The organism is Candidatus Electronema sp. TJ (genome assembly GCF_048287355.1).
Taxonomy (GTDB): Bacteria; Desulfobacterota; Desulfobulbia; order Desulfobulbales; family Desulfobulbaceae; genus Electronema.
The window spans coordinates 1-24,321 of record NZ_JBLWEP010000016.1; the positions used below are offsets into that span (position 1 = coordinate 1).

Consider the following 24,321-nt stretch of genomic DNA (forward strand, 5'->3'; position numbering starts at 1 on the left):
GCAAAGCGCGTCACCTGATCCAGCTTGGCGCGGACTTCCTCCAGCTCCTTGGTCAGAGCAGCAACATCCGGCCCTGCTTCTTCGACAGCTTCCAGTATTTCCACTTCCTCCGCAAGAGCCGCCTCCGACTGAGGCTGCGCCTCTTCGGTCATCTCGTTCTTGGTCTCATCAGCCATGTATGTTCTCCCTCTTCTAAGCGGTGTTCGTCATGAGATACAGCAAATCTGCGGCAACGGTAAGCACCGGACAAAGGACTGTCAAGGCGGGAATGGCGCGGCATTTTGCTCAAATGCTTGTCAGGCTGGGCGGCCGCTGGTATGCTTGCGCCGACCACTCGCATCACGAAAAGCAGAAAAGGAGGCAGTTCTCATGCTGGGCAGCAGATTGAAAAAACTCTTCGGTGTCGGGCCGTTCGGCATGATGATCAGCTTCAGCCTGCTGACAGCGGCCTTTTTTGCAGACCGTATGCTCGGTCATGTGGCGATACTGGCTGATCCTGCGCCGCTGCGGATTGCCGCAGTCGCGCTCGCAGTCGCAGGATTCTGCCTGCTCGCTTGGGGCGCACGCACGCTGCAGGGCTGGTGGAAAAAAGGAGAGCTTTGCACGGACGGGCCGTTCCGCTGGTTCCGCCATCCGATCTACGCCGCTTACATCACCTTTCTCTTTCCCGCTGCGGCTCTGTTTTTCAATTCATGGATCATGCTCGCCGCCACCGCCGCGCTCCATCCGCTCTGGCACCTGCTTGTTCAGCTTGAGGAGACAATGATGCTGGAGCATTTCGCGGAGCGGTACAGCGGCTACATGCGGTGGACAGGACGTTTTTTTCCGAGATTCTGGAAGAGCTGAGACTGGCGGGAGAGGAAAGGCGGCCTCAGGAGCGAAGATGCTCCTGAGGCGCGGCAAAGAATCAGGCTGAGCCCACGTACTGCTGAATGGACTCGGCGATGGTGCGGAAGATGCGGGTGAAGGTCTCCTCGTCGCGCTCCAGCAGGGTGATGCGGAAGCCCTGCAAGGCAGTGGCGAAGGAGGTGAGCGGCACCACGCAGATGCCGGTCGAGCCGAGCAGGTAATAGACAAAGCGCTTGTCCGGCTCCACGCCGGGGCCATTGACCATCTTCTCTACCGTCTCGCGCACCGCGTCGCTGGCGATGGGCAGGCTCTGCTTGTGATTGAGCAGGCCGTGCTCAAAGACCACGCTCATGTAGAATGCGCCGTTGGTGCGGTTGACCAGCACCCCTTTCAGCCCTTTAAGAATATCGTAGGCGATGTTCGAGTATTTCTCATAGCGGCAGATGCGCTCCTTGAGGTACTTCGGATACTCCGGGTGCGTCACCACCTTGGGCAGCACCAGCTGCGGCAGCGTGGTCGAGCAGACCTCCATCATCTTGGCGTTGAGGATGGACTTGGTGTATTTCTCGAACATGCAGTCGTGGTGACCGTTGTAGACCTCCATCCAGCCGCAGCGTCCGCCCGGCCACGGCATTTCCTTCGAGACCCCGCGCAGGCAAATCGCAGGCACGCGCTTGCCGATCACGGTGGCCAGCGGCACTGCTTTCGTGCCGTTGTAGACCATGTTCTGATACACCTCATCGCAGACTAAGAAGAGGTCGTAGCGGTCGGCGATGTCCACTATCGCCCGCAGGATGCTCTCAGGATAGACCGCGCCAGTCGGGTTGTCCGGGTTGATGATCAGGATGCCCGCGATGGCCGGGTTGTATTTGACATGGCACTCCAAATCATCCAAATCCGGGTACCAGTTCTTGTTCGGATCAAGGATGTAGGTCAGCGGGGCATCGCCAGCATGGGCGGCCTCGGCGGACGAATGCGTGGTGTAGCTCGGCGTGGGCACAATCACCCGCGCCGTGGGCCGGAGGAAGCCGAAGACCTTGGAGATCGCATCGCCAAGACCGTTGAAGAAGAGAATGTCTTCCGGGCTGATCTGCGCTCCGCCCAAGGCGTTGGTCTGAGCGGCGATGAACTCCCGCGTGGCCAGCACGCCGCGTGTCGGCGAGTAGCCGTAGCTCGCGTCCTCTTGGGCCGCCGCCGCGACAATGTCCTTCATCCAGCCGGGAATCTGCTCGCCCTTGGCCACCGGGTCGCCGATGTTCTCCCAATTCACCTTCACGCCCAAGGCCTGAAGCTGGTTGCCGACATTGACGATGTTGCGAATCTCATAGGTGAGTTCGCCAGCGCCGGCATGGACAATGTTCGTTCGCATGGACTTCTCTCTCCTTTGCCGGACAGCCCGGCAGCTCATTGCGCAAGGTTGCAGCTCGGAAGGCTCCGGCGCGCGCCGCCGTCCTTCTGTCTGAAAGCTCAAGTCTTTACCACAGCCGGAGCAAGCCGTCAACCGCTTGGTGGAGGATTTTTTCAGTCTGGGGCGCGGCTGCAGGGCCGCAGCTCAGGAGAGAGGATGCTCGATCCCGTATTTTTTCATCTTGTTGAGGAGGGTCTTGCGGCTGATGGCGAGACGGCGGGCAGCCTCGCTCCGGTTGCCGCCGGTCTCCTCAAGGGTGCGGACGATGGCCTGCCGCTCGGTCTCCTTGAGCGAGCCTTGCGGCGGCGGCGCATCGTCTTTCAGATTCAGGCTCATCCAGCGCTGGACCGCCAAGGGCAGGCCGTCCACGTCTAAATATTCGCCCTTCATCAGGATCACGCCCCGCTCGACAGCGTTTTCCAGTTCGCGCACATTGCCCGGCCACGGATAGCGGCTGAGCACGTCCATGCACTCCGGGGTGATGCCTTTGACCTTGCGCTTGTTCCGCTTGGCGCAGCGGCGGATGAAATAATCTGTGAGCAGCGGGATGTCGCCGGTACGCTCCTGCAATGAAGGCACGTCCAGCGTGACCACATTCAGGCGGTAATAGAGGTCTTCGCGGAAGCGGCCCTCATGCACCTCGGCCTCCAAGTCGCGGTTGGTGGCGGTGACGATGCGGACATCGACTTTGAGCACCTCTTGTCCGCCTACCCGCTGCACCTCATGCTCCTGGAGCACGCGGAGGAGCTTGGCCTGCATGGCCGGGGTCGTCTCGCCGATCTCATCGAGAAACAGGGTGCCGTGCTGAGCCTGAACAAAGCAGCCCTCGCGCCGCCGGTCCGCGCCGGTGAAGGCCCCTTTCTCGTGACCGAACAGCTCGGACTCCAGCAGATTCTCGGCCAGCGCGGCGCAGTTCACCTTGATGAACGGGCCGTCTTTGCGCAGGCTGCGGTAGTGCAGGGCTGAAGCCACCAGCTCCTTGCCAGTGCCGGAATCGCCACTGATCAGCACAGTCGCCTCGGTGGGCGCGACTTGGATGATCATATCCCAGAGGGCCTTCATGGTGGTGGAGGAGCCGATGATCCTGCCGTCCTCGTCAAACAGCCCGCCGCGTGGCGGCTCAGGCTCGTCGGCGGGCTGGAGGTGGCTCATGGCGATCTCCGCTGTCTTGCGGAGCCGCTCCAGATCGACCGGCTTGGTCAGGTAATCGTGCGCACCCAGCTTGATCGCCTCCACCGCTGTCTCCACATAGGAGTTGGCGGTCAGCATCACCACTGGAATGGCCGGATTGATGGCCCGGATTTTCCGCAGTGCCTCCAAGCCGTTCATCCGGCTCATGCTGAGATCCATCAGCACCAGATCGAACGGCCCGCCGCGAACTTCATCCACCGCCGTCGCTCCGTCGTCCGCCTCCACGCAAAGCCAGCCCCATCGAGTCAGGACGGCGCACAGCATGAATCTGTGCGCCGGTTCATCATCCACAATCAGAACTTTTGCCGTAGTTTTCTTCATTTGTTCCCATCTGCCCTGTGTTGCGCCCGCCCTGCGGCCCTGCTGACCTCCGCTTCATGCCTTTATATATTATACTCAAAAAAAATGCTTTTTTGAAACAGGCTGCGGGAATTGCGCTTCGGGAATCTGCGGCGTGACATTCTTACGCACAGGGTATGTGGAAAACACGCTGCTGTCTATAAAAATATCCTGAAAAAAAAATTTGCCCGGACGGCACGCCTGCGGGCTGCACGGCGGCAGGCGCTGGACGAAAAAATGAGGAGCGCTCAAAAACCGTCCTTGACAGAAAAAAGGCGATGCTTATGGTGTTGACCAGAAGGAAGCGACCATCGCTGCAAGAGAAACAACATTCTCTCGAAGAGAGCTGATTGCAACGACAAACGAAAGGAGGACAGTATGAATCTGCAAGTATGGGATCCGTTCCGAGAAATGGAAGCATTGCTGGACAGGTACAGCAGAACGTCGAGAAGCCAAGCGGCCGGCGAGAACAAAGCAATGGAGACCGGAGATTGGATGCCTTCTGTTGACATTGCCGAAACTGACGTTGAATTTGTCGTGCGGACCGAGCTGCCCGGCGTGAGCAAAGAGGATGTGAAGGTGCATATTGACAATGGCACCTTGACCATTAAGGGCGAGAAGAAGCTCGAAACCAAGGACGAAAAACGCCATCGGATCGAATGCGCCTACGGCTCCTTTGTCCGCAGCTTCACCCTGCCGCAGGATGTGGATGTGGAAAAAATTGGGGCCGAATACAAAAACGGCATCCTCTGCCTGAGCATTCCCAAGCTGGAGAAGGCGAAACCGAAACAGATCGAGGTGAAAGTCAGCTGAAAACGGCCTGAGCGCATCTGACCAGCAACCCCGGAAAGTATGTCTTTCCGGGGCTTCGTGTTTTCAAGGCGGGCTGATTTCAATCTTCCGCACAAGGATCGCAGTGCGCAGCCGTTGATGGCAGTTTACGCATGAAAACAGAAAACCGCAAGACCGTATTCCTTCATTGTGGTTCTGCGTAAAAATTGCGCAGTTCAACACGGAAACTGGGTAAAAAATACTCAGTTTTTACAAATAAAGAATAATTCTCATTTGTAACAGTGGGATGAAATAAACGGCGTGATGCGGTATGGCGGCGCATTTTTCCTTTTCATAAAGCAGCTGGCATATTTCTTGCAATTGAAGAAAGAAAGTCCGCAGGCAGGGCGCATGTCTTTGCCGCAGGTGTTTGCAGGAAGAAATCATGCGGCTGATGTTTTGTCGCAGAGACTTGCGACAGAGTTGCAGGCATCTGATTTTTAGTCGCAGGCACTTGCAGGAAGAAATCTCGGTCTTGCAGGAGAAAATCGGAGGCCCGCAGGAAAGAATCCAGAAGGCGAAGGAAAACTTACGCCTGCCGATTCTTCATGACGGGCTGCGGATGAAAAGAAACAGGAGGATGCGATCATGCTGACGAACAGCATTCCCAAGCTGCTTCAGGAAGCAAGAGAGGTGCGGCAGGCTTTGGCGGCAATAGGCGCAGGGCTGCCTGAGGAAATTTCGGCGGCTGGGATGGATGCCAGGATTGCCGAACTGGAAGCGGTGGGCGGCGAGCTGGACGCGCTCAATGTCGACCGGACGCGGCTGGTCAATCTCAAGAGGGAGAAGGCCGAGGCGGCGAGCGATTACATTGTGCAGGCGCGGGCGGCGGTCAAGGGGATTTTCGGCGCGGATTCTTCGGAATACGACATGATGGGCGGAACCAGGACGAGCGAGCGGAGCAGGACGAAGAAGAAGGAGGGCGGGACGGCGTGAAGGGCGAACGGAAAAACCGTCTTGCTTTTCTGGGCGCACAGGGTAAACTGCTGAATTGCTGATAAACAGCAATGAAGTTTGAAGGAAAATAGCAATCAGGAGGCAGCCAGCCATGCAGATGCTTTCCATACCCTACAGCGACGATCTGTTAATTTCCACCGGACAGTCAAAAGAAACGCTTGAGCAGCTGCTGCGGTTTTTTCTGGCGGTGAAACTGTTTGAGCTGGGCCGCCTTTCTTTGGGCAAGGCCGCCCAGCTCTGTGAAAGGAGCAAGCTCTATTTCATGGAGGAAATAGGGCGGATGGGCATTCCGGCCATCAATCTTGATGACGGGCAGATTGAAGATGAACTGCGGAATGCATGAGAAGCCGGTAGAGTGATTGAAGAGATGAAGCCGACCGTGTATGTTGAATCTTCCGTTATCAGCTATTTGACCTCCCGCCCCAGCCGCGATATTGTTGTTGCAGGTCGGCAGGCAATAACTTCTGACTGGTGGGAGAATCATCGGCACAGATTTGATCTGCGCATTTCTGTTCTTGTGGAAGAGGAGATCAGCAAAGGCGATCAGGCGGCAGCGCAATTGAGAAGAGGAAAAATTGCGGACATAGCCAGCCTTGCAGTTTCAGATGAAGCTGTGAAGCTGGCGAATCTGCTGCTGTCTGAAAAAGCGGTTCCAGCAGGCAGCGAGGAGGATGCGCTGCATATTGGCATTGCTGCCGCGCAAGGCGCAGATTATCTGCTGACGTGGAATTTCAAGCATATCAACAACGCCGAAAAGAAAGCAGCTATTGTCCGACTGGCGGAATCATGCGGCTGCGCCTGCCCGCAATTCTGCTCACCGGAAGAACTGGGAGGAGCAGCAGATGATGAATGATCCGATTGTTGAGGAAATCAGACGGTTCCGCAAGGAACATGCGGCGCAGCATGGCAATGATTTAAACCGGATTGCGGCGGTGCTGCGGGAGAAGGAGCGGGCTTCGGGAAAGGAGTATTTGAATCCGGGGCCAAAGCGGCTGGAGAAAAAAGCAGACCCGATAACAGCAAAAGCATGAACCATGAAAGTTTATCTCGACAAGTGCTGTGCAAAGGTCTTGGTGTGGTTGGGCTTATACGATTCATGCAGCAGTTTGACAATGGGCGCGGGGACTATGTGCAAGACCGGCAGGAGTGGCAGAAGGGATATTCTGTGGACATGCTGTTGAAGGCTGTTGAGAAGGAGCAGTAACTGTCATTCCGGGCTGAGGAAGGACGTTTCTGTTTGCAGGAGAAGGCGGGGCGGTTGCCCGCAGCCGCATTGTTGATGGCCTGTTGCCATAGGCTGTGCGCTGTCTTTACGGGCAGGGCAGGCAAACGGTTGTATCGTTTGCCCACGCGGAAGCTGATATAAATTGGCGGGCAAGCAAAAAGGTGCTTGCCCATCCTACGGTACTACGGAAATATCTAACGAGTGAGTAACGAGGTGAAAATGAAAGCAATAGCAGGTATCGCGTTGAGCTTATTTCTTTACACGTCGGCAGGTGCAGTTGTACGTAATCCATCTTGCAACTGGCTTGATGTTGGATGCGTAAAAGAACAATTTAAAGTTAATGATTATGGCGTATGGTCTCCAACTAAAGGAGCAGTTTTATTTTATGGCAATGGAGATACAATTATTTTTCGTAACGATGAACTTTTTCGGGTCTACCTGTTCTTTACGCAGCAAGCTATTGATTTTTACAAAAATAACTCATGGGCTGGCCTTGAAATTGATATTATTTTCCCAGAAACAAATTATATTATTCCGCGAATTAATGCCTCTTCAATAACAGGCCCTATAGGTACTATGCCTGTACGGGATACAATTATCTCCGACCCGAGAGAACCAGCAGTCAGAGGTATTACAATTTTAAATCCTTCAGCAATGAAGGTTGGTTGGAATTCATTTTCCTTCGCTATCAAAGATGATATTTTTCCTGGATTAGGAGAAAAGTCTCTTGTTAGAGCAAATATTCAGCTTGTTGCTAACATTGGTAATAGTCAATTTGCTAACGTTATCATAAACAACAATAGTTACTCATGGTCGTATTATCATCTAATCATGAAATGGGGAACTGTATATAATGATGGATTGAGAATGTCACGAGGAGATGAGGCTTTTAAATATTTCTCTATGGTAAATGCAGGTCAAACTACAAGCAAAAACGATAGATTTGAGATTACTCCTGAAACAAACGGAGAGGGGTTTTGTTGGAATAATAACACAGTCGAGTTCGATGATCCTGAAAGAGAAAAGAAAATAGATGATTTGGAAAAAGAATATGCTGTAAAATGTAACTCAACTAATTTTCTTAAAACAATAAAAGAGATGCCGTTAGCAAACTCTGTTCAAGAAAATGCAGAAAAACGAATTGTTTCAATTTCGTTAAGAAATTTTTTGAACTATATGGAGATATTGATAGACTCTATTGTAGGAGGAAACATTAACAATGATGATAATTTTAATATAGGCCCCGGCACCTACACCCCTCCCGATCCCACCGAACCTCCCGCCTCCGGCAAACTCCCCGATTTCATCACCAGCAAGGTGACAATGGGCAACAAAGACGGCAATCATGAGAAATACACGTGGAAGATTAACGAGACCGCCTATGTTCATGACTACATAGACAACATCGGCACCGCTGATTGGCAAGGCAGCAAAGATAGCATCAAAGTTTCATTCTATCTCTCCAAAGGCACTAAGGAAGACAGCCATTCCGAATGGGTGCGCATTGGCGACCGGCAGAATATTAAGAAGGAAAACCTCAAAGTCAAGAAAGACCCTAAGCACGAGAAGATCGAATTCAAGCTGCAAAACTATGCCAACAACGGCACCGTGATGCCGGGACGGACATACAACTTCGTGGTTTGTGCTGATCATCCGAAAGATCACGACAACAATGGCGGCGATGTGGAGGAGAAACATGAATCCAACAACTGCTCGACCGAGGCGGTGTTCTACGTTGACTACGGCCCGCCCCGCAACGTTGACCTGCTCGCCCGCAACCTTGCCCTCACCGGCGGCAGAAGCCAACTTCAGGCAGGCGAGAAATACGGCCTGCAAGTGGAAATCTCCAACGTCGGCACCCAGCAGCCGTGGAACGGCTTCAGCAGCAGCTACGAAATCAAAGGGCCGGGCACTGGCGGCGTGTGGCAGCGCATCGGCGAGGATACCTCACGAGCCAGCAGCCTGTATCCCAACGCCACCCATCTCGAAAGCATGAGCAGCGAACAGGAAGTTGCCGCGCCAATGGTTGGCGGTGATTATGTCTTCCGCGCCTGCGCTGATTACACCCAAGCCGTGCCGGAGACGGACGAAAGCAACAACTGCACCGACGAACTGCCGGTGTATATTGCCCCGCCGCCCATGCCCGACCTGATCACCGAAGGCTTGCAGCTTACTCATGGCCGCACCAGCCTGATTGCTGGCGAGCTGTACGGCCTGACCGTGAATGTGAGGAACATCGGCAATGCAACACCTTCCAGCTACAGCTACACCAAGTACGAAATCAAAGGGCCGGGCACCAGCGATCAGTGGCAGCAGGTGTCTGAGGAAGGCACAAAAGCCGAACATCTTGAACCAGGCATGACGCATTGGGAAGAGATTGCGGACGAGGAGGGACTGCATATCCCGACAGTTCCCGGCACCTACACCGCACGGGCCTGCGCTGACTATAAGGGCAATATCCCGGAATCAGACGAGGGCAACAACTGCTCGGAGATAAACTTTGAGGTGGAGCCGGTTCCGGCTGGCTCGCCGCGCATTGTCATCACCAATCCGACGCATAGTGATGAATGGCGGAGCAGCAGCAAAGAGCATGACATCCGCTGGGAACGCTACGACTTCCCTTCGCCCGGCCATGTTCGGATTGAATATTCGCTGGACGGCGGCGCGACCTGGCTGCTGATTGACGACAACACAACAAACGATGAAGTAAAGCACTGGGACGACATGTGCGATTTCCACACTGTTGACACAGACGATGCCATGCTCCGCATCACTTCGCTGGAACATCCCTATGTCTATGATGTCTCGGATGAATTCACCATAGACCATGCTGCGGAGTGCAAGTAGCCTGAAGCACCGCAGTGCCGCCCCGACCCTGCGCAGCAACGCCCTGAATCCTCCGACCGACCGGATTCAGGGCGTTTGCTTTTCCTCACTGGCTCATTGCTGCCCACGCAGCAGCCTCGCCATGTCTTTAGCGAAATAGGTCAGAATGATGTCCGCCCCTGCCCGCCTGATCGAAAGCAGCGTCTCGGCCATCACCCGCTGCTCATCAATCCAGCCTTTGGCCGCTGCGGCCTTGATCATCGCGTATTCCCCGCTGACGTGATAGGCGGCAATGGGCAGGTCGAATTCATCGCGCAGGCGGCTGATGATGTCCAAATACGCGACCGCCGGTTTGACCATCAGAATATCCGCGCCCTCGTCCACGTCCAAGGTCGCCTCGCGCAGAGCCTCGCGGCTGTTGGCCGGATCCATCTGATAGCTGCGGCGGTCGCCGAACTGCGGGGCGCAGTCCGCCGCATCGCGGAAGGGGCCGTAAAAGGCTGAGGCATACTTCACCGCATACGACATGATCGGCACGTTGTGGAAATCGTTCTCGTCCAGCGTGCTGCGTATTTCACTCACCCGTCCGTCCATCATATCTGACGGCGCGACCATGTCAGCCCCGGCTTGAGCATGAGAGAGAGCGGTCTTGGCGAGAATCTCCAAGGTCGCGTCGTTGTCCACTTCCTTGCCAGCAAGACAGCCGCAGTGGCCGTGGTCGGTGTATTCGCAGAGACAGACATCGGTGATGACGGTGAGATCAGGGGCCGCGTTCTTCAGCTCCTTGATCGCTTGCTGAACGATGCCGTTCTTTGCATGAGCACCGGAGCCAACCGCGTCCTTTTTCTCCGGCAGGCCGAAAAGAATCACCGAGCGGACACCAACTTCAAGGCAGTCCTTGGCTTCTTTCTTGAGCTGATCCACAGAAAGGCGGAACACGCCGGGCATGGACGGCACTTCCTCCTTCTTGCCCTTGCCCGGCATGACAAAGAGCGGATAGACAAGCTGTTCCGGGGCCAGCCGGGTTTCGCGGATCATGGCGCGGAAGTTCTCATTCTGCCGCATCCGGCGGGGACGGTATTCGGGAAAGACCATTTGCTTCTCCTGGATTGTTGTTCATGGTGAGCGCGGCAGGAACATGCGCAGCGCCGCCATGTTGTTCTGCGCGTGTTTTTTCCTCTCTGGACAAAAACAACAACTATAGCCCCTTTTCCACAGAAATCACAGACAAATATCTCCAGCAAAAAACTGGATGCCCCCTCCCTTTTCTTTGATAAAGCCGCTGCTTCGTGCTACAATCCTTTTCCAGACGGCAGCTGCGGCAGAGCAGCCAGCCGCGCAGGAAAACCTTATCACAACAAGGAACTGCCGCCGCAAGGCGGATTCAAATATGAGCAGCAGCCAGCAAATCAGAGTCAATCAGCGCATCCGACTGGAACGATGCCAGTCGTGGGAAGAGAGCTTCCATGTCTTTGACGAGGAATCGGCCTTGGCCGTGGAAATGGCTTTGGCCGCAGGCAGACCCCTGCTGGTGCGGGGCGAGCCGGGCAGCGGCAAGAGCCAGCTCGCCCGCGCCGCCGCGCAGGAGCTGAACCGCCGCTTCCTCAGCGCGGTGATCACTGCGGCGACCGAGCCCCAGAGCCTGCTCTGGCATTATGACCCGGTGGCCCGATTCCACGAGGCCCAGATGCTGGCGGCGGAAGCGGCGGCGCAGGCTCTCCGCCAAGATGACGGGGAGGATGAAGAGGACGAACCTTCCGTCCTTGAGCAGCAGATGCTCGCCCCGCCCGACGCGGCGGCCAGCCGGAGAAAGGCGGCGCGGTATAAAAAGAAAAAAAACGTGCAGCAGAAGCGCCAGCAGCTCTTCCGGGCGATCAGCGCAGGGGCGGGACGCAGCTTTCTTGCCGGACAGGAGATCGGCGACCTCCATCCGGGCCGCAGCATCAGCCCCGGCCCGCTCTGGTGGGCTTTAGACTGCCAGTCCGCCCGGCAGCAGCTCGAACGCTGCCGCTGGCCCTTCTATCAGCCCGGCTTCGCGCCGGAAGACGCAGTGGCAGCAGCTCGGCAGGGCTTTGTTCTGCTTATTGACGAAATAGACAAGGCGGACGCGGCCATGTCCAACGCCCTGCTGGAAGTTTTGGGCAATGGCGGCTTTCATACGCCGCTGCTCAATCAGACCGTGCGCACGCCGTCCGGCCTGCCCAAGCCCTTGGTGGTCATCACCACCAACGAGGAGCGCGAGCTGCCGCCCGCCTTTGTCCGCCGCTGCCTTGTCCTCCACCTGCGCGTGGACGACGAGCAGTCCCTGCGCGGCTGGTGGAACCGGCAGCCGGGCCAGAGTGCCGAGTCGTTCAGCCCGGAGCGCGCCTTTGTCAAGTGGCTGGCCGAGCGCGGCGAGACCCATTTCGCCGGGATGTTCACCGCCAAGGTGCGGGAGCGGGCTGCCGAGCTGCTTGCCCGCGACCGCCGCGAGGCCCGCCAAGCTGGGCTGCTCAGACCGGGGCAGGCGGAATACCTTGACCTGCTCCGCGCCCTGCGAAGCATGGCGGCTGAGGGCGGCGAACAGCGGCAGCTCGCTCTGCTGGAGCGGATCAGCCCTTTTGCGCTGGTGAAAGACGCGCAGGAATGAGCAGGCCGCAGATCAGCCGGGCCGACCTGCTCCGCCTGCTGGCTCTCCAGCCGGAGGTATCTCTGCCCGCCGCCGCGCCGCTGGCCGGGTATCAGCTGGAAGCCGTGCCGCCGTTCGCTGCCAAGCCTGCCGAGGTGCCGGACGAGGAGGCAGGCTACGAGACCGCGCCGTCCAGCTGCAAAACACTTTTTCCGGCAGGACAGTTCTGGCATCTGCGCCGCCGTGAGCCGCTGACCGGGCGCAGGTCGGCAGCCGAGCTGCCCGGCAGGCTGCGGCAGTTCCGGCCTTTGCGGGCCAAGGAGCTGCGTTTGACAGCAAATTCCGCTCTGCCAAGGCGACGGCCTGATCCTGCCGCTCTGCCTGCCGCCGCCGCCCAGTTCCGCCCGCCGCCATGCCGCCCGGCGCAGGCGGAAACTGCCCCGCCGCCGCAGATCCCGCCTGCGGCCTTGGCTCTGCAGCTGCTCCGCGCTGGACAGCAGCCTGCTTGGCTGGAGCCGTTCTTCCTCCGCTTTTTCCGCACATGGTTTGAGCGGAAAAAGGATGCCGACCTTATCCGCTTCGCGCGGCAGGTGCTGGAGCTGCCGCCGCCGGGCAGGCAGCAGGACTGGCAGGGCTGCCTCTACGGCATCGCGCACCGGGACGCGCTCCGACAGGGCGCGGCGATTCCGCCGCAGTTTCAGCCCGAAGCCGCGCTGGCCGGCGCTGCGGAGCCGCTGCCGCCCTCGCCGTGGCTTCTGATCCAAGAAGGCGAGACGATGTTCCTGCTCAACAGCCCGGAACGCGACATCTGCCTGCTCAGAGGCAGCCGCATCGCCGCGTTGGAGTTGACCGCAGACCTGCTCCTGCTCCGCCGCGAGGACGGGCGGGCTGAGACTGTGCCGGTGCGGAGCGGGCAGCCGCTCTTCAGCCTGCGCGGCGCGGAGCACTTCAGCCTCCAGACCGCCTCGGAGATTCTGCATGTCCACGCCTGCGTCCGTCCGTCCTGGGCCGCGCTGATCGGCAGGAACAGCCGCGAGCTGTTCGCGGAACTCCCTTGGCTGGGCCGCAGTCATCGGCTCTACTGGCAGGCCCCGGCCCGCAGCGGCGAAGGCCGCTGGGCCAGCTGCCACGGCCCGGCGGACACCGATCAGTTCGGCCTCAGTGCCTACATCGGCTTTTATGGCCGGGTGATGCAGCGTTTTCGCTGGCTGGCACCGGGCCGTTTCCTGATGGGTTCACCGCCGGACGAGCCGGAGCGCGAGACATGGGGCAAAGAGACGCTGCACGAGGTCCGCCTGAGCAAGGGCTTCTGGCTGGCGGACACCGCAGTCACGCAGGAACTATGGCAGTTTGTCATGCGCGGCAATCCGTCCAAATTCCAAGGTCGCGAGCTGCCTGTGGACAGTGTCAGCTGGGAGGACACACAGCTGTTCATCGAACGGCTGAACGCGATGGTGCCTAGCCTCAATATCCGTCTGCCGACTGAGGCGGAATGGGAATACGCCTGCCGGGCGGGCAGTGCGTCCCCCTTCGCGTTCGGCAGCCAGATCACGCCGGAGCAGGCCAACTGCAACGGGGCTTTTCCTTATCACGCCAGTACCAAGGGCGAGTTCCGCCGCCGCACCGTGCCGGTAAAAAGTCTGCCCGCTAATGCTTGGGGCTTCTATGAAATGCACGGCAATGTCTGGGAATGGTGCCAAGACTGGTGGCAGGAGGATTTAGGCTGCGATGCGGCCTTGAATCCGCAGGGGCCGGACTGCGGAGAGTTCCGGGCGGCGCGGGGCGGCTCTTGGTTTCTCGGCGGCAAGGCGGTGCGCTCGGCGGCGCGGGGCCGCTTCTCCCCGGATTTCCGCAATGACCGCATCGGCTTCCGCATTGCCCGTGATCACGAGCTGCCTACAGCGGCAGCAGTCGCGCCTGCGCCGACGGAACTCCCGGAGCCGCCGCCCCCCTCCTTCTTCCGCCGGATTTTCAGCCGCAGCTGACCATGCACCGCTCCTCGACAGCTCCTGCCTCTTTTCCGCCGCCTTGGGCCTCCAGCTGGGGCGAGGATGCCTGCGGCCTCTGGCTGACCATCAGCCTGCGCGGCATCCGCCAGCTCTTCCGCTGGATCAAGCCGGGCTGCTTTCTCATGGGATCGCCGGAGGAGGAGAGCGAGGGCTATTTCCTGCCCGGCAAGGAGACGCTTCACGAGGTACGCCTGAGCAGGGGCTTCTGGCTGGCGGAAACTGCGGTGACGCAGGAGCTGTGGCAGGCGGTGATGCAGGACAATCCCAGCGGCTTCAGCGGGCCGCAGCATCCGGTCGAGCGGGTGAGCTGGGACATGGCGCAGAAGTTCCTCCGGCGGCTGAACGCGGTTGTTCCCGGCCTGAAGGCCCGCCTGCCGACCGAGGCGGAATGGGAATACGCCTGCCGGGCGGGCAGCAAGGATCCGTTCTCTTTCGGCAATGAAATCAGCCCTGAGCGGGTGAATTACAATCCCAGCGAGGAGATCGGAGAAAAGCTCTACCGTCGCCGCACGGTGGCGGTGAAAAGCCTGCCTGCCAATGCTTGGGGCTTGCACGAAATGCACGGCAATATCTGGGAGTGGTGCCAGGACTGGTGGCAGGAGGATTTGGGCCGGGATGCGGTGCAGGATCCGCAGGGGGCGGCATCAGGTCTGCTGCGGGTGATGAAGGGCGGCTCTTGGGTCTGCGGAGCAGGATATGTCCGCGCCGCTGTCCGTGACCGATGCTGCCCTGACTTCAGCGGCGGCAGCATCGGCCTGAGATTGACAGTCTGAAGACGGAGGCTCAGTCTTTTTTTGCTCGTCAGAGTTGGAAGACAGAGCCACCAAGGTCAAAGCAATAATCAGCAACACACCGAAAGTGACGGTAACAAAAGGCAGAGAACAGCAGCCACTGTCAAGAAAGTCTGATACAATCTGAGGCATTGGCATATTGCTGGCGTGCTGTTCAAAAAATCGTCCCGAAATCATCCGTTGCACTCTTTTTTGACCTTATAGTGTTTCAAAATGGAGCAACAGCGGCACCTGACCGCTGAAACACCACATAACCTGCACTGTATGCAAAAAATATGCCAAGATGAATCTTGTTGCAGAAAAATATATAAATCAGGAAGTGTTACCTAGTTGTTTCCGTGACCGTCAAAAATTGCCAAACAGCCTTTGCGGCGGTGAGGCGGATATTTTTTTCCAATCGGACAGTCTCAGTGGATACTTTCTACTCAGTTATCTTGTGAGCATATCGGCTAAGCTCATGCCTGCTCCTTGCCCAAGAGCAGCGGCAGCACAAAGAGCAGGTCATATCCTCAGCAACCTTGTTGCAACTCCGCGATAGATTTCCTGCTTCTCCGCCTCGGCAAGGGCTATTCGGCCTTGGTCAGCTCTTCAGCCTGAGCGTCACCACCAAACACACCGCGCCCGGCCTTTATCGGCGCAGGCTGCGCCCGCTCCTGCTGGTGGATTATTTTGCCAGCAGCCTGAAGACGCTGCTTCACAATCATTGCAACGGCAGACGCGGCATCACCCTGCCCTGCTCAGCGTTTGAACCGCGCGGCCAGCTCCAGCTTGTTGACTATGTAGGAAAGGGAGGGGCTGCGCCGGACAAACGACAGCTGCCGCACAATGCTGATGATTCTGGCAGCCCGCTGCCGCGTTTCTTCAGACGACTCTCTGTCCTGAGCCGCCAGCTTGTATTCCCGCAACGGATCAGTTTGGTCTTGCCACGAGAATTTGGCCGCGATCAGATACGCTTCAATGAGCGTGCCCGCAGGCGAGGCAAGCATTTTCCCTCCCCCTGCTCTGCTTCTCAGCTGCGCGACAAGCTCGTCAGCACTGCCGTCCTCCAAAGCATAGCGGCGGTACGCCTCAGGCGCACCAACCCGCAGCACCGCCAGAATGGTCAGCAGGTGCGGAAAAATCAGCAGCTGGGGATAGAAGTAATGCTTTTCCGGCGTGGTCATGATCGCCACCCGGATGGCTGTGAAGCACTGTTCTCTGGCCCGCAGGCTCAGGTCAAAAATTTCTGACAGCACGGTGAAGGACTGCACCAGATTCTCCTTTTCTTCGCACAGCTCTTCCTCCGCCCTGCTCACGAACAGCTTGTCAAACTCAAAGCGGCTGAACAGGCTGGCTGCGAAGGACTCAGCGTCGGGCTTGGGCAGTTTATGCTCCAGATCAATGAAACGGCGCAGGTATTCGTTGGAATTGATGCTCTGGCCATAGACGGCGCCAAGGCTGGTTTGCAGCTGCTGCTTGTCAAAGGCCATTATGAAGAGCATGCTGCGGATGTCAAACAGATGCTTGACGCACTCCAGCAAGTCGACCGCATAGCCGGGCCGGCAGCGGTCAATCTCATCAATGAAGATGACGAGCTTGTCCAGTTTTCCGCCTGCGATCAGCGCGGCAACTGTCTTGTCTAAGGCCGCATGGAACTCCTCGATCAGGCCGCGTTCCTTTTCATATTCATCCACTGCATTGGCGGCGCAGTCGCGTTCAAAAGCGTTCAGACAGCGGGCGCAGGTGGCGGCAAGTTTGGCAGAGACAGGAACCGCTTTCTTGGCCAGCACAGTGGCTATGCGCCTTGCCTGCTGAAAGTCCTCCCCCTGCTTGATCTCGCAGGGAAGAAAACTGCCTATTTCGCCAAGAAACGCGACCATCGGATCTGCGGAGAAATCTGTCTTCCATGCGTCAAAGTACAGACAGGGATACCCCTTTTCCTGCAGCACCGACATCAGCATTTTGACAAAGGTGGTCTTGCCAGTGCCCCACGGCGAGTCAATGGCCAGCACAAAGGGGCCTTCCAGCTCATCAACCAGCAGCGACACCGACTTGGCTGAGGGCTTCCTGTTCAGCGCGTCAAATTGAAAAGGATCCTGAGCGGGAAGCTCAAGCGGGGCGAGTTTGTATTTCATGCGGCTCCTCCTTTGCGTGGCCGGACACTTCCAGCCTGAGGCCGAAATCAGTTGACATGGGGACGGCGGCGGTTATATTCAAAGCAGGTCCCTTGTGTCAGAAAGCATCTTTTCTCTTCAGCGGTAGCATATACGAGCCACAATGTCGAGAACCAATTTTGCGGCAGCCTTTGCGCTGCTGACTGCGCTGCTCCTCAGCGGCAAGCCTGCGCTGGCAGCGCAGCTGGAGGACATCCGCTTTGAGGCGGTGTCCGAGAATGAGGACCGGGTTGTTTTCCGTCTCAGCCAGCCGGTCGAGCCGCATTCTTTTCCGATGAAGGACGGCAGCCCGCGCATGGTCTTCGACTTCAGCGGCACTAGTGTTTCCAAGCGGGTCAGAAACAGCCTCAAAACGAACGGCTCGCTGGTGCAAGGCATCCGGGTGGGCATTCATGAAAACAAGACGAGGGTGGTGCTGGATCTCGCGCCAGGCAGGCAGACCAAAAGCTTTAAAGAGCCGGGCGCGAACGGCAGCAGCCTGACAGTGGTGGTGCATGATGCCCGTGTTCGACCAGAACCGGCCAAGGCGACAGCAGCAGTCAGTCGCCCGCCTTCGCCCTCATCGATGATTTGGTCGCCGACGGGGGAGCAGGCGCAAACGCAGCGGCCGAGCACAGAAGCAAAGCCTGCCGCCGCAGCGCAAGAGCCGCCGAAAAATGCCGCGCCGCCGCCCGTCTCAAAGCCTTCCGGCGGCAGCACAGTGCTGTCCTCTGTGCTTTTTGAAAAGAATTCCAATCGGGGCGAGATGGTCATGTTCCGTCTGAACAAATTCCATCCGCCAGTGGTCTTCGGACTGGAAGAGAAAAAACCGAGGGTCGTCTGTGATTTCCAAGACACCGCCGCAGGAGAGCGTCTGTCGGAGAGCGTTCCGGCAGACGGCAAACATGTGCGCGGCATCCGCATCGAACGGGACGAGGCTGGGCGGAAGATACGGGTGGTGCTGGACTTGGCCCCGGACAACAGCTACGATCTCCAGCAGGTCTTCTTCAAGAACGACAATCTCTTTGTCCTGATCATCAACCCCTTGGCCGCCAGCCCGGCCAAACGGCTGAACTAATCCTTGTCGCTCATTTCCTTGACCGTGAAATGCGGAGGCAGCGTGATCTGAAAACGCTGCCGGTCAATCGGGGCGAAGCTGAAGATTTCACTGAACTCAATGGCGTAGTCCGCCTCCAAGCTCTTGCCGGACAGCTCAATCCTGCCCGGCCAAGCGCAGTCGCTGGTTGTTGCCAGGTAGTCGCTGTAGCGGGCCTCGAAGAGAATTTCATCCGTCTGCTTGTCCGCGATCAGGTGGCGGCTGAGGCGGTTTTTCGCGTCCAAGGCGAGAATATGGACGGTTTTGCCGTCTGGCGAGCCGCCGTGCCACCAGAAGCCGCCGTCTCGGTCAACACGGACAGCAGCGGCCTGCATCCGCTCTGGCCGCACCCGGGCACTCAGCCAGAAGAAGAGGTCGTTGACCGGAATGAAAGTGGGCAGAAAACGGCGGACAAAGCGCAGCTCAGTGCTGCCGGTGTAGCCCTGCGACTTCTGGTTATCCGCCAAGGTGAAGCGTTTCTCATCCGCCGCCAGCAGGAACAGCGGCCTGCCCAGCGGGTCGTTCAAGGAGAGCCGGAGCAGGGCCGGAGCCGCCGCCTGCACAGAGGCAGGATAGGTTTCCTGCTGGGCGTAGGCCCGCCACGTCAGACGCACGTCGCTGTCCACCGCCTCAACGCAGGAGCGGCTGAGAAAACGGCTCAGCCGCTCCTCAGCCTGCTTCAGCTCCGCGCCAGAGAGCTGGCTGGTCTGCTGCGGCAGACGCGCCGCGCAGCCGCCCAGCAACAGTGCGGCAAGACAGATGCAGGCGAACTCGGAACGAACAGCTTTCATTTCTTCTTCTCCTTTGTTTTTTCCAGCCGGTCAATTTTCTCCTGAATGCGCTTTTGCTCGCGCACGCGCCGCAGCTGCGCCTTCTTCCCCTCCCCTGCCTTCTTGCCGCCGCTGTGCAGCTTCAGTGCTTTCCGCCACGCCGCAAGCGCATCCTCTTTGCGTCCGGCTGCTAAATATGTCTCAGCGAGATGATCCAGCACCAGCGGGTCTGCTTGGGGCATTGCGGCAGCCTTCTCCAGCATGTTCCGCGCTTCCTCCAAGTTGCCCATTTGCCGGTAGAGCCAGCCAAGGCTGTCTTGAATATGGGCGTTGTCCGGCAGCAGCTCTTTGGCTTTGGTGAGATAGAGAAAGGCCTTGCTGAGATTGACCTTGCTGTCCGCCCAAGTGTAGCCGACATAATTCAATGCGCCAGCATGATCTGGATTGATCTTGAGCAGCTTCCGCATCACTGCCAGTGCCTGCTTTTTCTGTCCGGCCCCGTCTAAGAAAAGCCCATGATCGTAGAGCAGCAGCTCGTCGTCAGGATGGGCCTTCAGAGCGCGGGCAAAGGTCTTGCGGCAGGCTTCATCCAGCTCGGCCGCCTGCTGAAGGCTGGCAAGCAAAGCCCAGAGATCGGGGCTGAACTGCTGCTGACTGTCGGCCAGCACAGTTTCCAGCAATTGCATGGCCTCGTCCTGCCGCTTCAGCTCGCGCAGCGCCCGCACCCGAAGAATCAGCGCATCTTCATACTCCTCATCCTCCGGCCCGATCTTTTTCAGCGTTTTGAGTGCCTCTTTATATTTTTTACTCTGAAAGAAGAGTGCGCCAAGCAGGTGGCGGGCTTCGGAGACGCTTTCCTTTGCCAGCAGCTTCTTCAGCAGGGCCGTCGCCTTGCTGTGCTCTTCCCAGCGGATATAGAGCTTGGCCACCGTCAGCTCGGCCCGCTCCGCGCTGCCGACCAGCTCTTTGAGCCGGTCCAGCTCGGCCATCGCCTTCTTTTCCTTGTTCAGGAGCAGATAGGCATGAATGAGCGATATCCGCGCCTCCTCGTTCAGCTCGTCTTTCTCCAGCAGCTCCTGATAGATTTTGACCGCCTCGCCAGGCTGCCGCTGCTGCATCAGCACATCGGCCAGCTCCAGCCGCAAATCGTCGGACGGATTGAGGGCAAGGGCCTTGCGGTAATGCTCCGCCGCCTGCGCGTAGTTTTTCTCCTCGGCCAGCAGGCGGGCAAGGAGTATATGGGCGGAGTGAGAATTGCTGTCCGCCGCCAGCACCTCGCTGAGTGCGGTTTTGGCCAGATCGTGCCGGTTCTGGGCCAGATGCAGCTCGCTGAGCAGCAGCAACGCGGCACTGTCCTTCGGATTGAGGGCGTTCACCTTCCGGTACTGCTCCGCCGCTTCCTCCAGTTTGCCGCTGTTGACAAAAATTTTTGCCAGCTGCATTCTGGCTGCCGCATCGTCAGGCTTGCGCTCCAGATGCTCAGTCAGCCGCGCCGCCGCCTCCTCGCTGCGGTTCAGGCGCAGCAGGATGTCCGGCATCTTGCTGATGACAAAATCCGCCTTCGGATCGCAGATCAATGCCTTTTCATAGGCTTCGAGAGCTGCCTCGTATTTTCCCGCCAGCTCGGCGTGACGGCCCCAGAGAAAATAAAAGGAGCTGCACCCGTAATCGCTGCCGTCCTTGGGCATGTTCAGGGCTTCCGCCGCAGGCTGCGCAGAGGCCGGAACTGGCTCGACGGCAGAGACGGCGGAAGCAGCGGCAGGCTCTGCGCTGCTGGGCTGGGCAGGCGGCGGCTCTGGCGGAGTTGTGGTCGCGCAGCTGCTGACAGTCAGCCAGAGCAGCAGGGCAGCCAGCGGGACATGCGTCCGTCGGGCGGAAAAAAAAACAGGCATGGCGTTGCAACAGGCTTTGAAGGATGGTTTCAATCTTTCTTTCATGATATAACATGGCTGCCGCAGATTAACAAGGCAGTTCCGCCGCCTGCTGAGAAAAGGCGGCAGGCGGCCAGCGTCTGCTGCTGGGTCGGCAGCAAAAGAGTTTGACTGGGCAGAACAAGGCTGCTACCGAGCAAAAAGAGGTTTCTGTCAAGCAAGAGCTTTTGCGGGCCGAGCAACAGCCTTCTGCTGTCAAGCAATTGCTGTGCGCGGCCAAACACACGGTCTTTGCTGCCAAACAGAAACCTTGCGCGGCTCGACAGCAGCAGGTTTCTGTTTGGCCGCAACGAGTTTTTGCTTGGCAGCAACAAGATGCAGCTCAACCGTGACCCAATGCGGCTGAGCAAACGACAACACAGGAGGGCATCATGCAGGAGATTCACGCTGTCACCGGAGCCTTTGGGTTCTCAGGGAAATACCTTGCCCGGCGGCGGCTGGCCGAAAGGCGGAAGGTAATCACGCTCACCAACTCGTTCCAAGGCAAGAACAGCTTTGGCAGCGCGGCGCAGGATTTCCCTTTTCATGTTGATGCGCCGCCGCGGATGACCGAGCCGCTCCGGGGCGTGTCGGCACTGTGCAAGACCTGCTGGGTGCGCTTCAATCATCGTGCAGATGAATATCAAAGCAACTGAGCTGCTCTTCTCCTATGGCACCTTGCAGGATGCCGAGCTGCAGCAGATTCTTTTTGGTGCGCAATGCCGGATGCGCAAGGCTGCGCTGCCGGGCTGGACGCTGCATGTCGGGCCGGAAGGCTGGCTGTTCATCAAACCTGATCCGGCGGGAACAGTCTCCGGCAGTCTGCTGGAGCTGGACGCTGAAGCGTTGCGGGCAGCGGATTTGTGGGAGGAGACCCCGACACTCTATCAGCGTGAGAAGGTCAATGTCAGGCTTGATGACGGCAGCGGACTGGAGGCATGGGCCTACACCCGCCGTGCTGCGGCGGGTGTGCCGCATCCCGGCGGGGCGTTGAGTCTGTTTGAGCGCGAGGAAACGCTGGCTGCCGTTCGGCGGTCAATCCTCACATGAAGAAGAACCCGCTGTCAGCGGAATATTGGCACCGAACAAGGTATTGGCGGTCTTGGCCAGGACAAAGAAGGCCGCCAGCGGCAGGATGATGACTTGAATCAGGAAAATGCCGAGATAGAGAAAGGCGAGCTGGAGAAGGTTCTCAGTCAGGCTGCCGATGTTTTTGCTGACCTCGGTCAATGCCTCGCGGAGTTCTGCTGATTTCTGCTTGAGAAAGGCGGCTGTGCCCAAGATGCCGTTGTCTGGCAGATTGAAATCCTTCAGCTTGTCAAGACCTGTCGAGCTGGCGTTCAAATTTCTGCTGACCTGCTCAATCCGTTCGTTGAAGAAATGCTGATTGACAAACTCATTCACCAAGGAGGAGACTGGCAGGCAGAAGCGGGCGGCGAAGAGCAGCAATGAGAAGCGCAGCAGCGTTTTCTGCGCAAAGCGCACCCGCTCGCCGCTGAGCCAGAGCAGCAGCGAGAGCAGCAGCAGCAGGACAGCCAGCGCAGGAGGGACAAGGGAAATGCCAATTTCATAGGTCAGCTTCTGCACGCCCAGCGAGATGACCGCTGTCACCAAGACATCGGAAACCCGCTCCGTCAGGTCGTCAATCGGATCAAGGGCCTGCCCGGCTGCCAAAGACACGCCGACCCCAGCTGGCTGCAAATGCAGGCTGGATTCCTTGATGATTGAGACCGAGGCGTTGATCAGCCGGCAGGTGGCGTAAGAAAGCCCGCCCTTGGTGATTGCGGTGCGGAAATAGGCATCAGCTTGGCTGTCGAGCACCGGCAGCTTCAGGCCGGGAGACAGGAACAGCAGGACAGCGGCGAGAAGTCCTGCGGCTGACAGGAGAAGATTGCGGGTTAGAGGTTTCATGTTGTGTTTCCCCTTGCTTAGTTGCCGAGCGAGTCAGCCCAATGGTTCAGGAAGAACTTCTTCTCTGCGGTCAAAAACCGGTCTGATGTTCCTATGATGGGCCGCATGGTTGTGGACATCTGTAGCAGGGTGAGCAGAAATATCGCCGCCCAGATCTTCATCATGGCGGTGTTGCTTGAACCCAGCGCAGCCAAGCCCGCAGCTATATAACGCAGGCCGAAATACAGGCTGATGCTCCAAACCAGCAAATGAATGAAGCCCATGAACGACAGAGTCTTGATCGAGAACGTGAAGATGAAGGCAACCGGCGCAAATCCTGACAGCAGGATGCCAAACAAGGCCAGTGCGCTGCTCAGCAGTCCGAACAATTGCCCAGGCCGCAAATCCGCGCCGCTCAAGGCCGCAAGAATGTAGAGACTGGGAAAACAAAGCAGAGCACTGAAGCAGGTGCCAAGAAATATCTTCACTGGCGCGGCAAACCACTGCGTCTGCCCGGAGAAACTGCCAACGATCAGGCCGTAGCCCAGCAGGCAGAACGAAAAAATCAGCAGCAGCCGGACAAGATGCGCGGACAGGTCATTGCGCCGCACATGATTGTACAAGGTCTGCGGAGTTTTCAGCAGGGCATCCACAAGCTGCATGATGGTCGCCTGCGCAGGCAAATCTGGAGCAGGCTTGGCTGGCGTTTCCTTCTGCTCTGATGCAGGATGCGCGGCCTGCTTCTCTTCCGTTGTCATGTTGTCATCGCTCATTACGCACGCTCCGTTGAGTAAACTTAAACACTGTTTCATAGAAACTTCCATTGAAAGGATCTTCGCGCAAGAATGTGACCGGCAGATTGGGTGTGCCAAAGAACGGGCGGAGGTTCCACGACAGCTGTGCGCCGAGAAAGAGATTCATGCCCAGCCAGACTAAAAGAATCCGCCCGGCGGAAACTCCGCAGATTTGTTTGAGCAGATGATAGAGCTGGAGATTGGCCAGCGTGCCGGAAAAAGCGATGACGCTGACATTGGCAAGCAGGAAGATTCGATGCGCATCTTCCTGACCGCTGCTGGACATAGGCGGCAGATGCCAGAGCAGGAAGCCAATCAAGGGTGTGAACGAGGCCAGCAGAACAGCCAACAGGGCAAAACTCATCAGCACAGCCAGCAGGCTTTGCCGGAAATGCATTGGCGCGTGCAAGAGCTGCGCCAGCATTCCGTTGATCAGTGCCGTGCCGAATGCGGTGAGCAGAAGCAGCAAAGGAAACTTGACTGCCACAAACAGGGCCTGCAATGGCGCGCGCCAAATGCCCAAGGAGATGCCGTACAGCCCGCCGCACGCCGCGATCAGCAGCAGGCAGACCGAAAACTTGCCGGAATCAGCTTGCAGCCAGCCGCGCAGCTTGCGCGCTTGGCAGAGTTCGCGGATGTCAGATTCCAAGCAGTTCAAGGGAAGGACGAAACTCTATCAGGATAAGTCGCTTGCT

General features: G+C 58.0%; 25 protein-coding genes. 15 read left to right on the forward strand and 10 right to left on the reverse strand.

Annotated elements, in window-relative coordinates; translation table 11 throughout:
- Positions 1-369: 369 nt before the first annotated feature.
- Positions 370-846, forward strand: coding sequence for a methyltransferase family protein (locus tag ACNKID_RS02300; RefSeq protein ID WP_417911814.1), 477 nt, complete (start codon positions 370-372; stop codon positions 844-846).
- A gap of 61 nt (positions 847-907) precedes the next feature.
- On the opposite strand, the gene ACNKID_RS02305 is transcribed toward ACNKID_RS02300, so the two are convergent.
- Positions 908-2,218, reverse strand: a complete 1,311-nt coding sequence (locus ACNKID_RS02305) for a pyridoxal phosphate-dependent aminotransferase (protein ID WP_417911815.1) — start codon at positions 2,216-2,218, stop codon at positions 908-910.
- Positions 2,219-2,401: 183 nt separating this feature from the next.
- A complete protein-coding gene (locus ACNKID_RS02310) occupies positions 2,402-3,769 on the reverse strand; it encodes a sigma-54-dependent transcriptional regulator (protein WP_417911816.1) in 1,368 nt (455 codons plus the stop codon).
- Between the two features lie 513 nt (positions 3,770-4,282).
- On the opposite strand from ACNKID_RS02310, the gene ACNKID_RS02315 reads away from it, so the two are divergent.
- The 7 genes from ACNKID_RS02315 to ACNKID_RS02345 all read left to right on the forward strand — a co-directional run bounded on the left by ACNKID_RS02315 (position 4,283) and on the right by ACNKID_RS02345 (position 9,647).
- Complete coding sequence (locus ACNKID_RS02315; protein WP_417911817.1) at positions 4,283-4,600, forward strand: Hsp20/alpha crystallin family protein; 318 nt, start codon at positions 4,283-4,285, stop codon at positions 4,598-4,600.
- Positions 4,601-5,206: 606 nt separating this feature from the next.
- Positions 5,207-5,554, forward strand: coding sequence for a hypothetical protein (locus ACNKID_RS02320; RefSeq protein ID WP_417911818.1), 348 nt, complete (start codon positions 5,207-5,209; stop codon positions 5,552-5,554).
- 112 nt (positions 5,555-5,666) lie between these two features.
- Positions 5,667-5,918, forward strand: coding sequence for a UPF0175 family protein (locus tag ACNKID_RS02325; RefSeq protein ID WP_417911819.1), 252 nt, complete (start codon positions 5,667-5,669; stop codon positions 5,916-5,918).
- 12 nt (positions 5,919-5,930) lie between these two features.
- The gene (locus tag ACNKID_RS02330) at positions 5,931-6,428 is read left to right on the forward strand and encodes a type II toxin-antitoxin system VapC family toxin (RefSeq protein ID WP_417911820.1); all 498 of its coding nucleotides are present in this window, start codon (positions 5,931-5,933) and stop codon (positions 6,426-6,428) included.
- A complete protein-coding gene (locus tag ACNKID_RS02335) occupies positions 6,418-6,606 on the forward strand; it encodes a hypothetical protein (protein ID WP_417911821.1) in 189 nt (62 codons plus the stop codon). The genes ACNKID_RS02330 and ACNKID_RS02335 overlap by 11 nt, the downstream gene beginning before the upstream one ends.
- Positions 6,603-6,779: a hypothetical protein gene (locus tag ACNKID_RS02340; protein WP_417911822.1), complete on the forward strand. Its 177-nt coding sequence runs from the start codon at positions 6,603-6,605 to the stop codon at positions 6,777-6,779. Before ACNKID_RS02335 ends, ACNKID_RS02340 begins: the two co-directional genes overlap by 4 nt.
- Positions 6,780-7,976: 1,197 nt before the next feature.
- Positions 7,977-9,647: a CARDB domain-containing protein gene (locus ACNKID_RS02345; protein WP_417911823.1), complete on the forward strand. Its 1,671-nt coding sequence runs from the start codon at positions 7,977-7,979 to the stop codon at positions 9,645-9,647.
- Positions 9,648-9,740: 93 nt separating this feature from the next.
- On the opposite strand, the gene hemB is transcribed toward ACNKID_RS02345, so the two are convergent.
- The gene (gene hemB / locus ACNKID_RS02350; protein ID WP_417911824.1) at positions 9,741-10,721 is read right to left on the reverse strand and encodes a porphobilinogen synthase; all 981 of its coding nucleotides are present in this window, start codon (positions 10,719-10,721) and stop codon (positions 9,741-9,743) included.
- A gap of 295 nt (positions 10,722-11,016) precedes the next feature.
- Between hemB and ACNKID_RS02355 the strand changes: the two genes are divergently transcribed.
- From ACNKID_RS02355 to ACNKID_RS02365, 3 genes are read left to right on the forward strand one after another with little or no spacing between them, the layout of a single operon-like run.
- Positions 11,017-12,255: an AAA family ATPase gene (locus ACNKID_RS02355; protein ID WP_417911825.1), complete on the forward strand. Its 1,239-nt coding sequence runs from the start codon at positions 11,017-11,019 to the stop codon at positions 12,253-12,255.
- On the forward strand, positions 12,252-14,219 hold the full coding sequence (locus ACNKID_RS02360; protein ID WP_417911826.1) for a formylglycine-generating enzyme family protein: 1,968 nt from the start codon (positions 12,252-12,254) through the stop codon (positions 14,217-14,219). The genes ACNKID_RS02355 and ACNKID_RS02360 overlap by 4 nt, the downstream gene beginning before the upstream one ends.
- A 2-nt stretch (positions 14,220-14,221) precedes the next feature.
- On the forward strand, positions 14,222-15,016 hold the full coding sequence (locus ACNKID_RS02365; protein ID WP_417911827.1) for a formylglycine-generating enzyme family protein: 795 nt from the start codon (positions 14,222-14,224) through the stop codon (positions 15,014-15,016).
- Between the two features lie 584 nt (positions 15,017-15,600).
- On the opposite strand, the gene ACNKID_RS02370 is transcribed toward ACNKID_RS02365, so the two are convergent.
- Both ACNKID_RS02370 and ACNKID_RS02375 read right to left on the reverse strand, forming a co-directional pair.
- The gene (locus tag ACNKID_RS02370) at positions 15,601-15,732 is read right to left on the reverse strand and encodes a hypothetical protein (RefSeq protein WP_417911828.1); all 132 of its coding nucleotides are present in this window, start codon (positions 15,730-15,732) and stop codon (positions 15,601-15,603) included.
- Between the two features lie 39 nt (positions 15,733-15,771).
- Entirely contained in the window at positions 15,772-17,148 is a 1,377-nt protein-coding gene (locus ACNKID_RS02375) for a KAP family P-loop NTPase fold protein (protein ID WP_417911829.1), read from the reverse strand.
- A 142-nt stretch (positions 17,149-17,290) separates the two neighbouring features.
- Here ACNKID_RS02375 and ACNKID_RS02380 point away from each other — a divergent pair, with 142 nt between their 5' ends.
- Entirely contained in the window at positions 17,291-18,244 is a 954-nt protein-coding gene (locus ACNKID_RS02380) for an AMIN domain-containing protein (protein ID WP_417911830.1), read from the forward strand.
- Here the strand turns inward: ACNKID_RS02380 and ACNKID_RS02385 are convergent.
- Positions 18,241-19,053 carry a lipoprotein insertase outer membrane protein LolB gene (locus ACNKID_RS02385; protein ID WP_417911831.1) on the reverse strand — a complete coding sequence of 271 codons (813 nt, stop codon included), beginning with the start codon at positions 19,051-19,053 and terminating at the stop codon, positions 18,241-18,243. The two genes, ACNKID_RS02380 and ACNKID_RS02385, sit on opposite strands and share 4 nt — an antisense overlap.
- Positions 19,050-20,924, reverse strand: a complete 1,875-nt coding sequence (locus tag ACNKID_RS02390; protein ID WP_417911832.1) for a tetratricopeptide repeat protein — start codon at positions 20,922-20,924, stop codon at positions 19,050-19,052. The genes ACNKID_RS02385 and ACNKID_RS02390 overlap by 4 nt, the downstream gene beginning before the upstream one ends.
- Positions 20,925-21,070: 146 nt before the next feature.
- Here ACNKID_RS02390 and ACNKID_RS02395 point away from each other — a divergent pair, with 146 nt between their 5' ends.
- The 3 genes from ACNKID_RS02395 to ACNKID_RS02405 are packed head-to-tail and all read left to right on the forward strand — an operon-like array spanning position 21,071 to position 21,992.
- Positions 21,071-21,295 carry a hypothetical protein gene (locus ACNKID_RS02395; protein WP_417911833.1) on the forward strand — a complete coding sequence of 75 codons (225 nt, stop codon included), beginning with the start codon at positions 21,071-21,073 and terminating at the stop codon, positions 21,293-21,295.
- Positions 21,296-21,334: 39 nt separating this feature from the next.
- On the forward strand, positions 21,335-21,598 hold the full coding sequence (locus ACNKID_RS02400; RefSeq protein ID WP_417911834.1) for a hypothetical protein: 264 nt from the start codon (positions 21,335-21,337) through the stop codon (positions 21,596-21,598).
- Positions 21,579-21,992, forward strand: coding sequence for a gamma-glutamylcyclotransferase family protein (locus ACNKID_RS02405; protein WP_417911835.1), 414 nt, complete (start codon positions 21,579-21,581; stop codon positions 21,990-21,992). Before ACNKID_RS02400 ends, ACNKID_RS02405 begins: the two co-directional genes overlap by 20 nt.
- On the opposite strand, the gene ACNKID_RS02410 is transcribed toward ACNKID_RS02405, so the two are convergent.
- The 3 genes from ACNKID_RS02410 to ACNKID_RS02420 are packed head-to-tail and all read right to left on the reverse strand — an operon-like array spanning position 21,978 to position 24,275.
- On the reverse strand, positions 21,978-22,853 hold the full coding sequence (locus ACNKID_RS02410) for a hypothetical protein (protein WP_417911836.1): 876 nt from the start codon (positions 22,851-22,853) through the stop codon (positions 21,978-21,980). The genes ACNKID_RS02405 and ACNKID_RS02410 overlap by 15 nt on opposite strands.
- A gap of 17 nt (positions 22,854-22,870) precedes the next feature.
- Positions 22,871-23,605, reverse strand: coding sequence for a hypothetical protein (locus tag ACNKID_RS02415; RefSeq protein WP_417911837.1), 735 nt, complete (start codon positions 23,603-23,605; stop codon positions 22,871-22,873).
- Positions 23,595-24,275: a hypothetical protein gene (locus ACNKID_RS02420; protein ID WP_417911838.1), complete on the reverse strand. Its 681-nt coding sequence runs from the start codon at positions 24,273-24,275 to the stop codon at positions 23,595-23,597. The genes ACNKID_RS02415 and ACNKID_RS02420 overlap by 11 nt, the downstream gene beginning before the upstream one ends.
- Between the last annotated feature and the right edge of the window lie 46 nt (positions 24,276-24,321).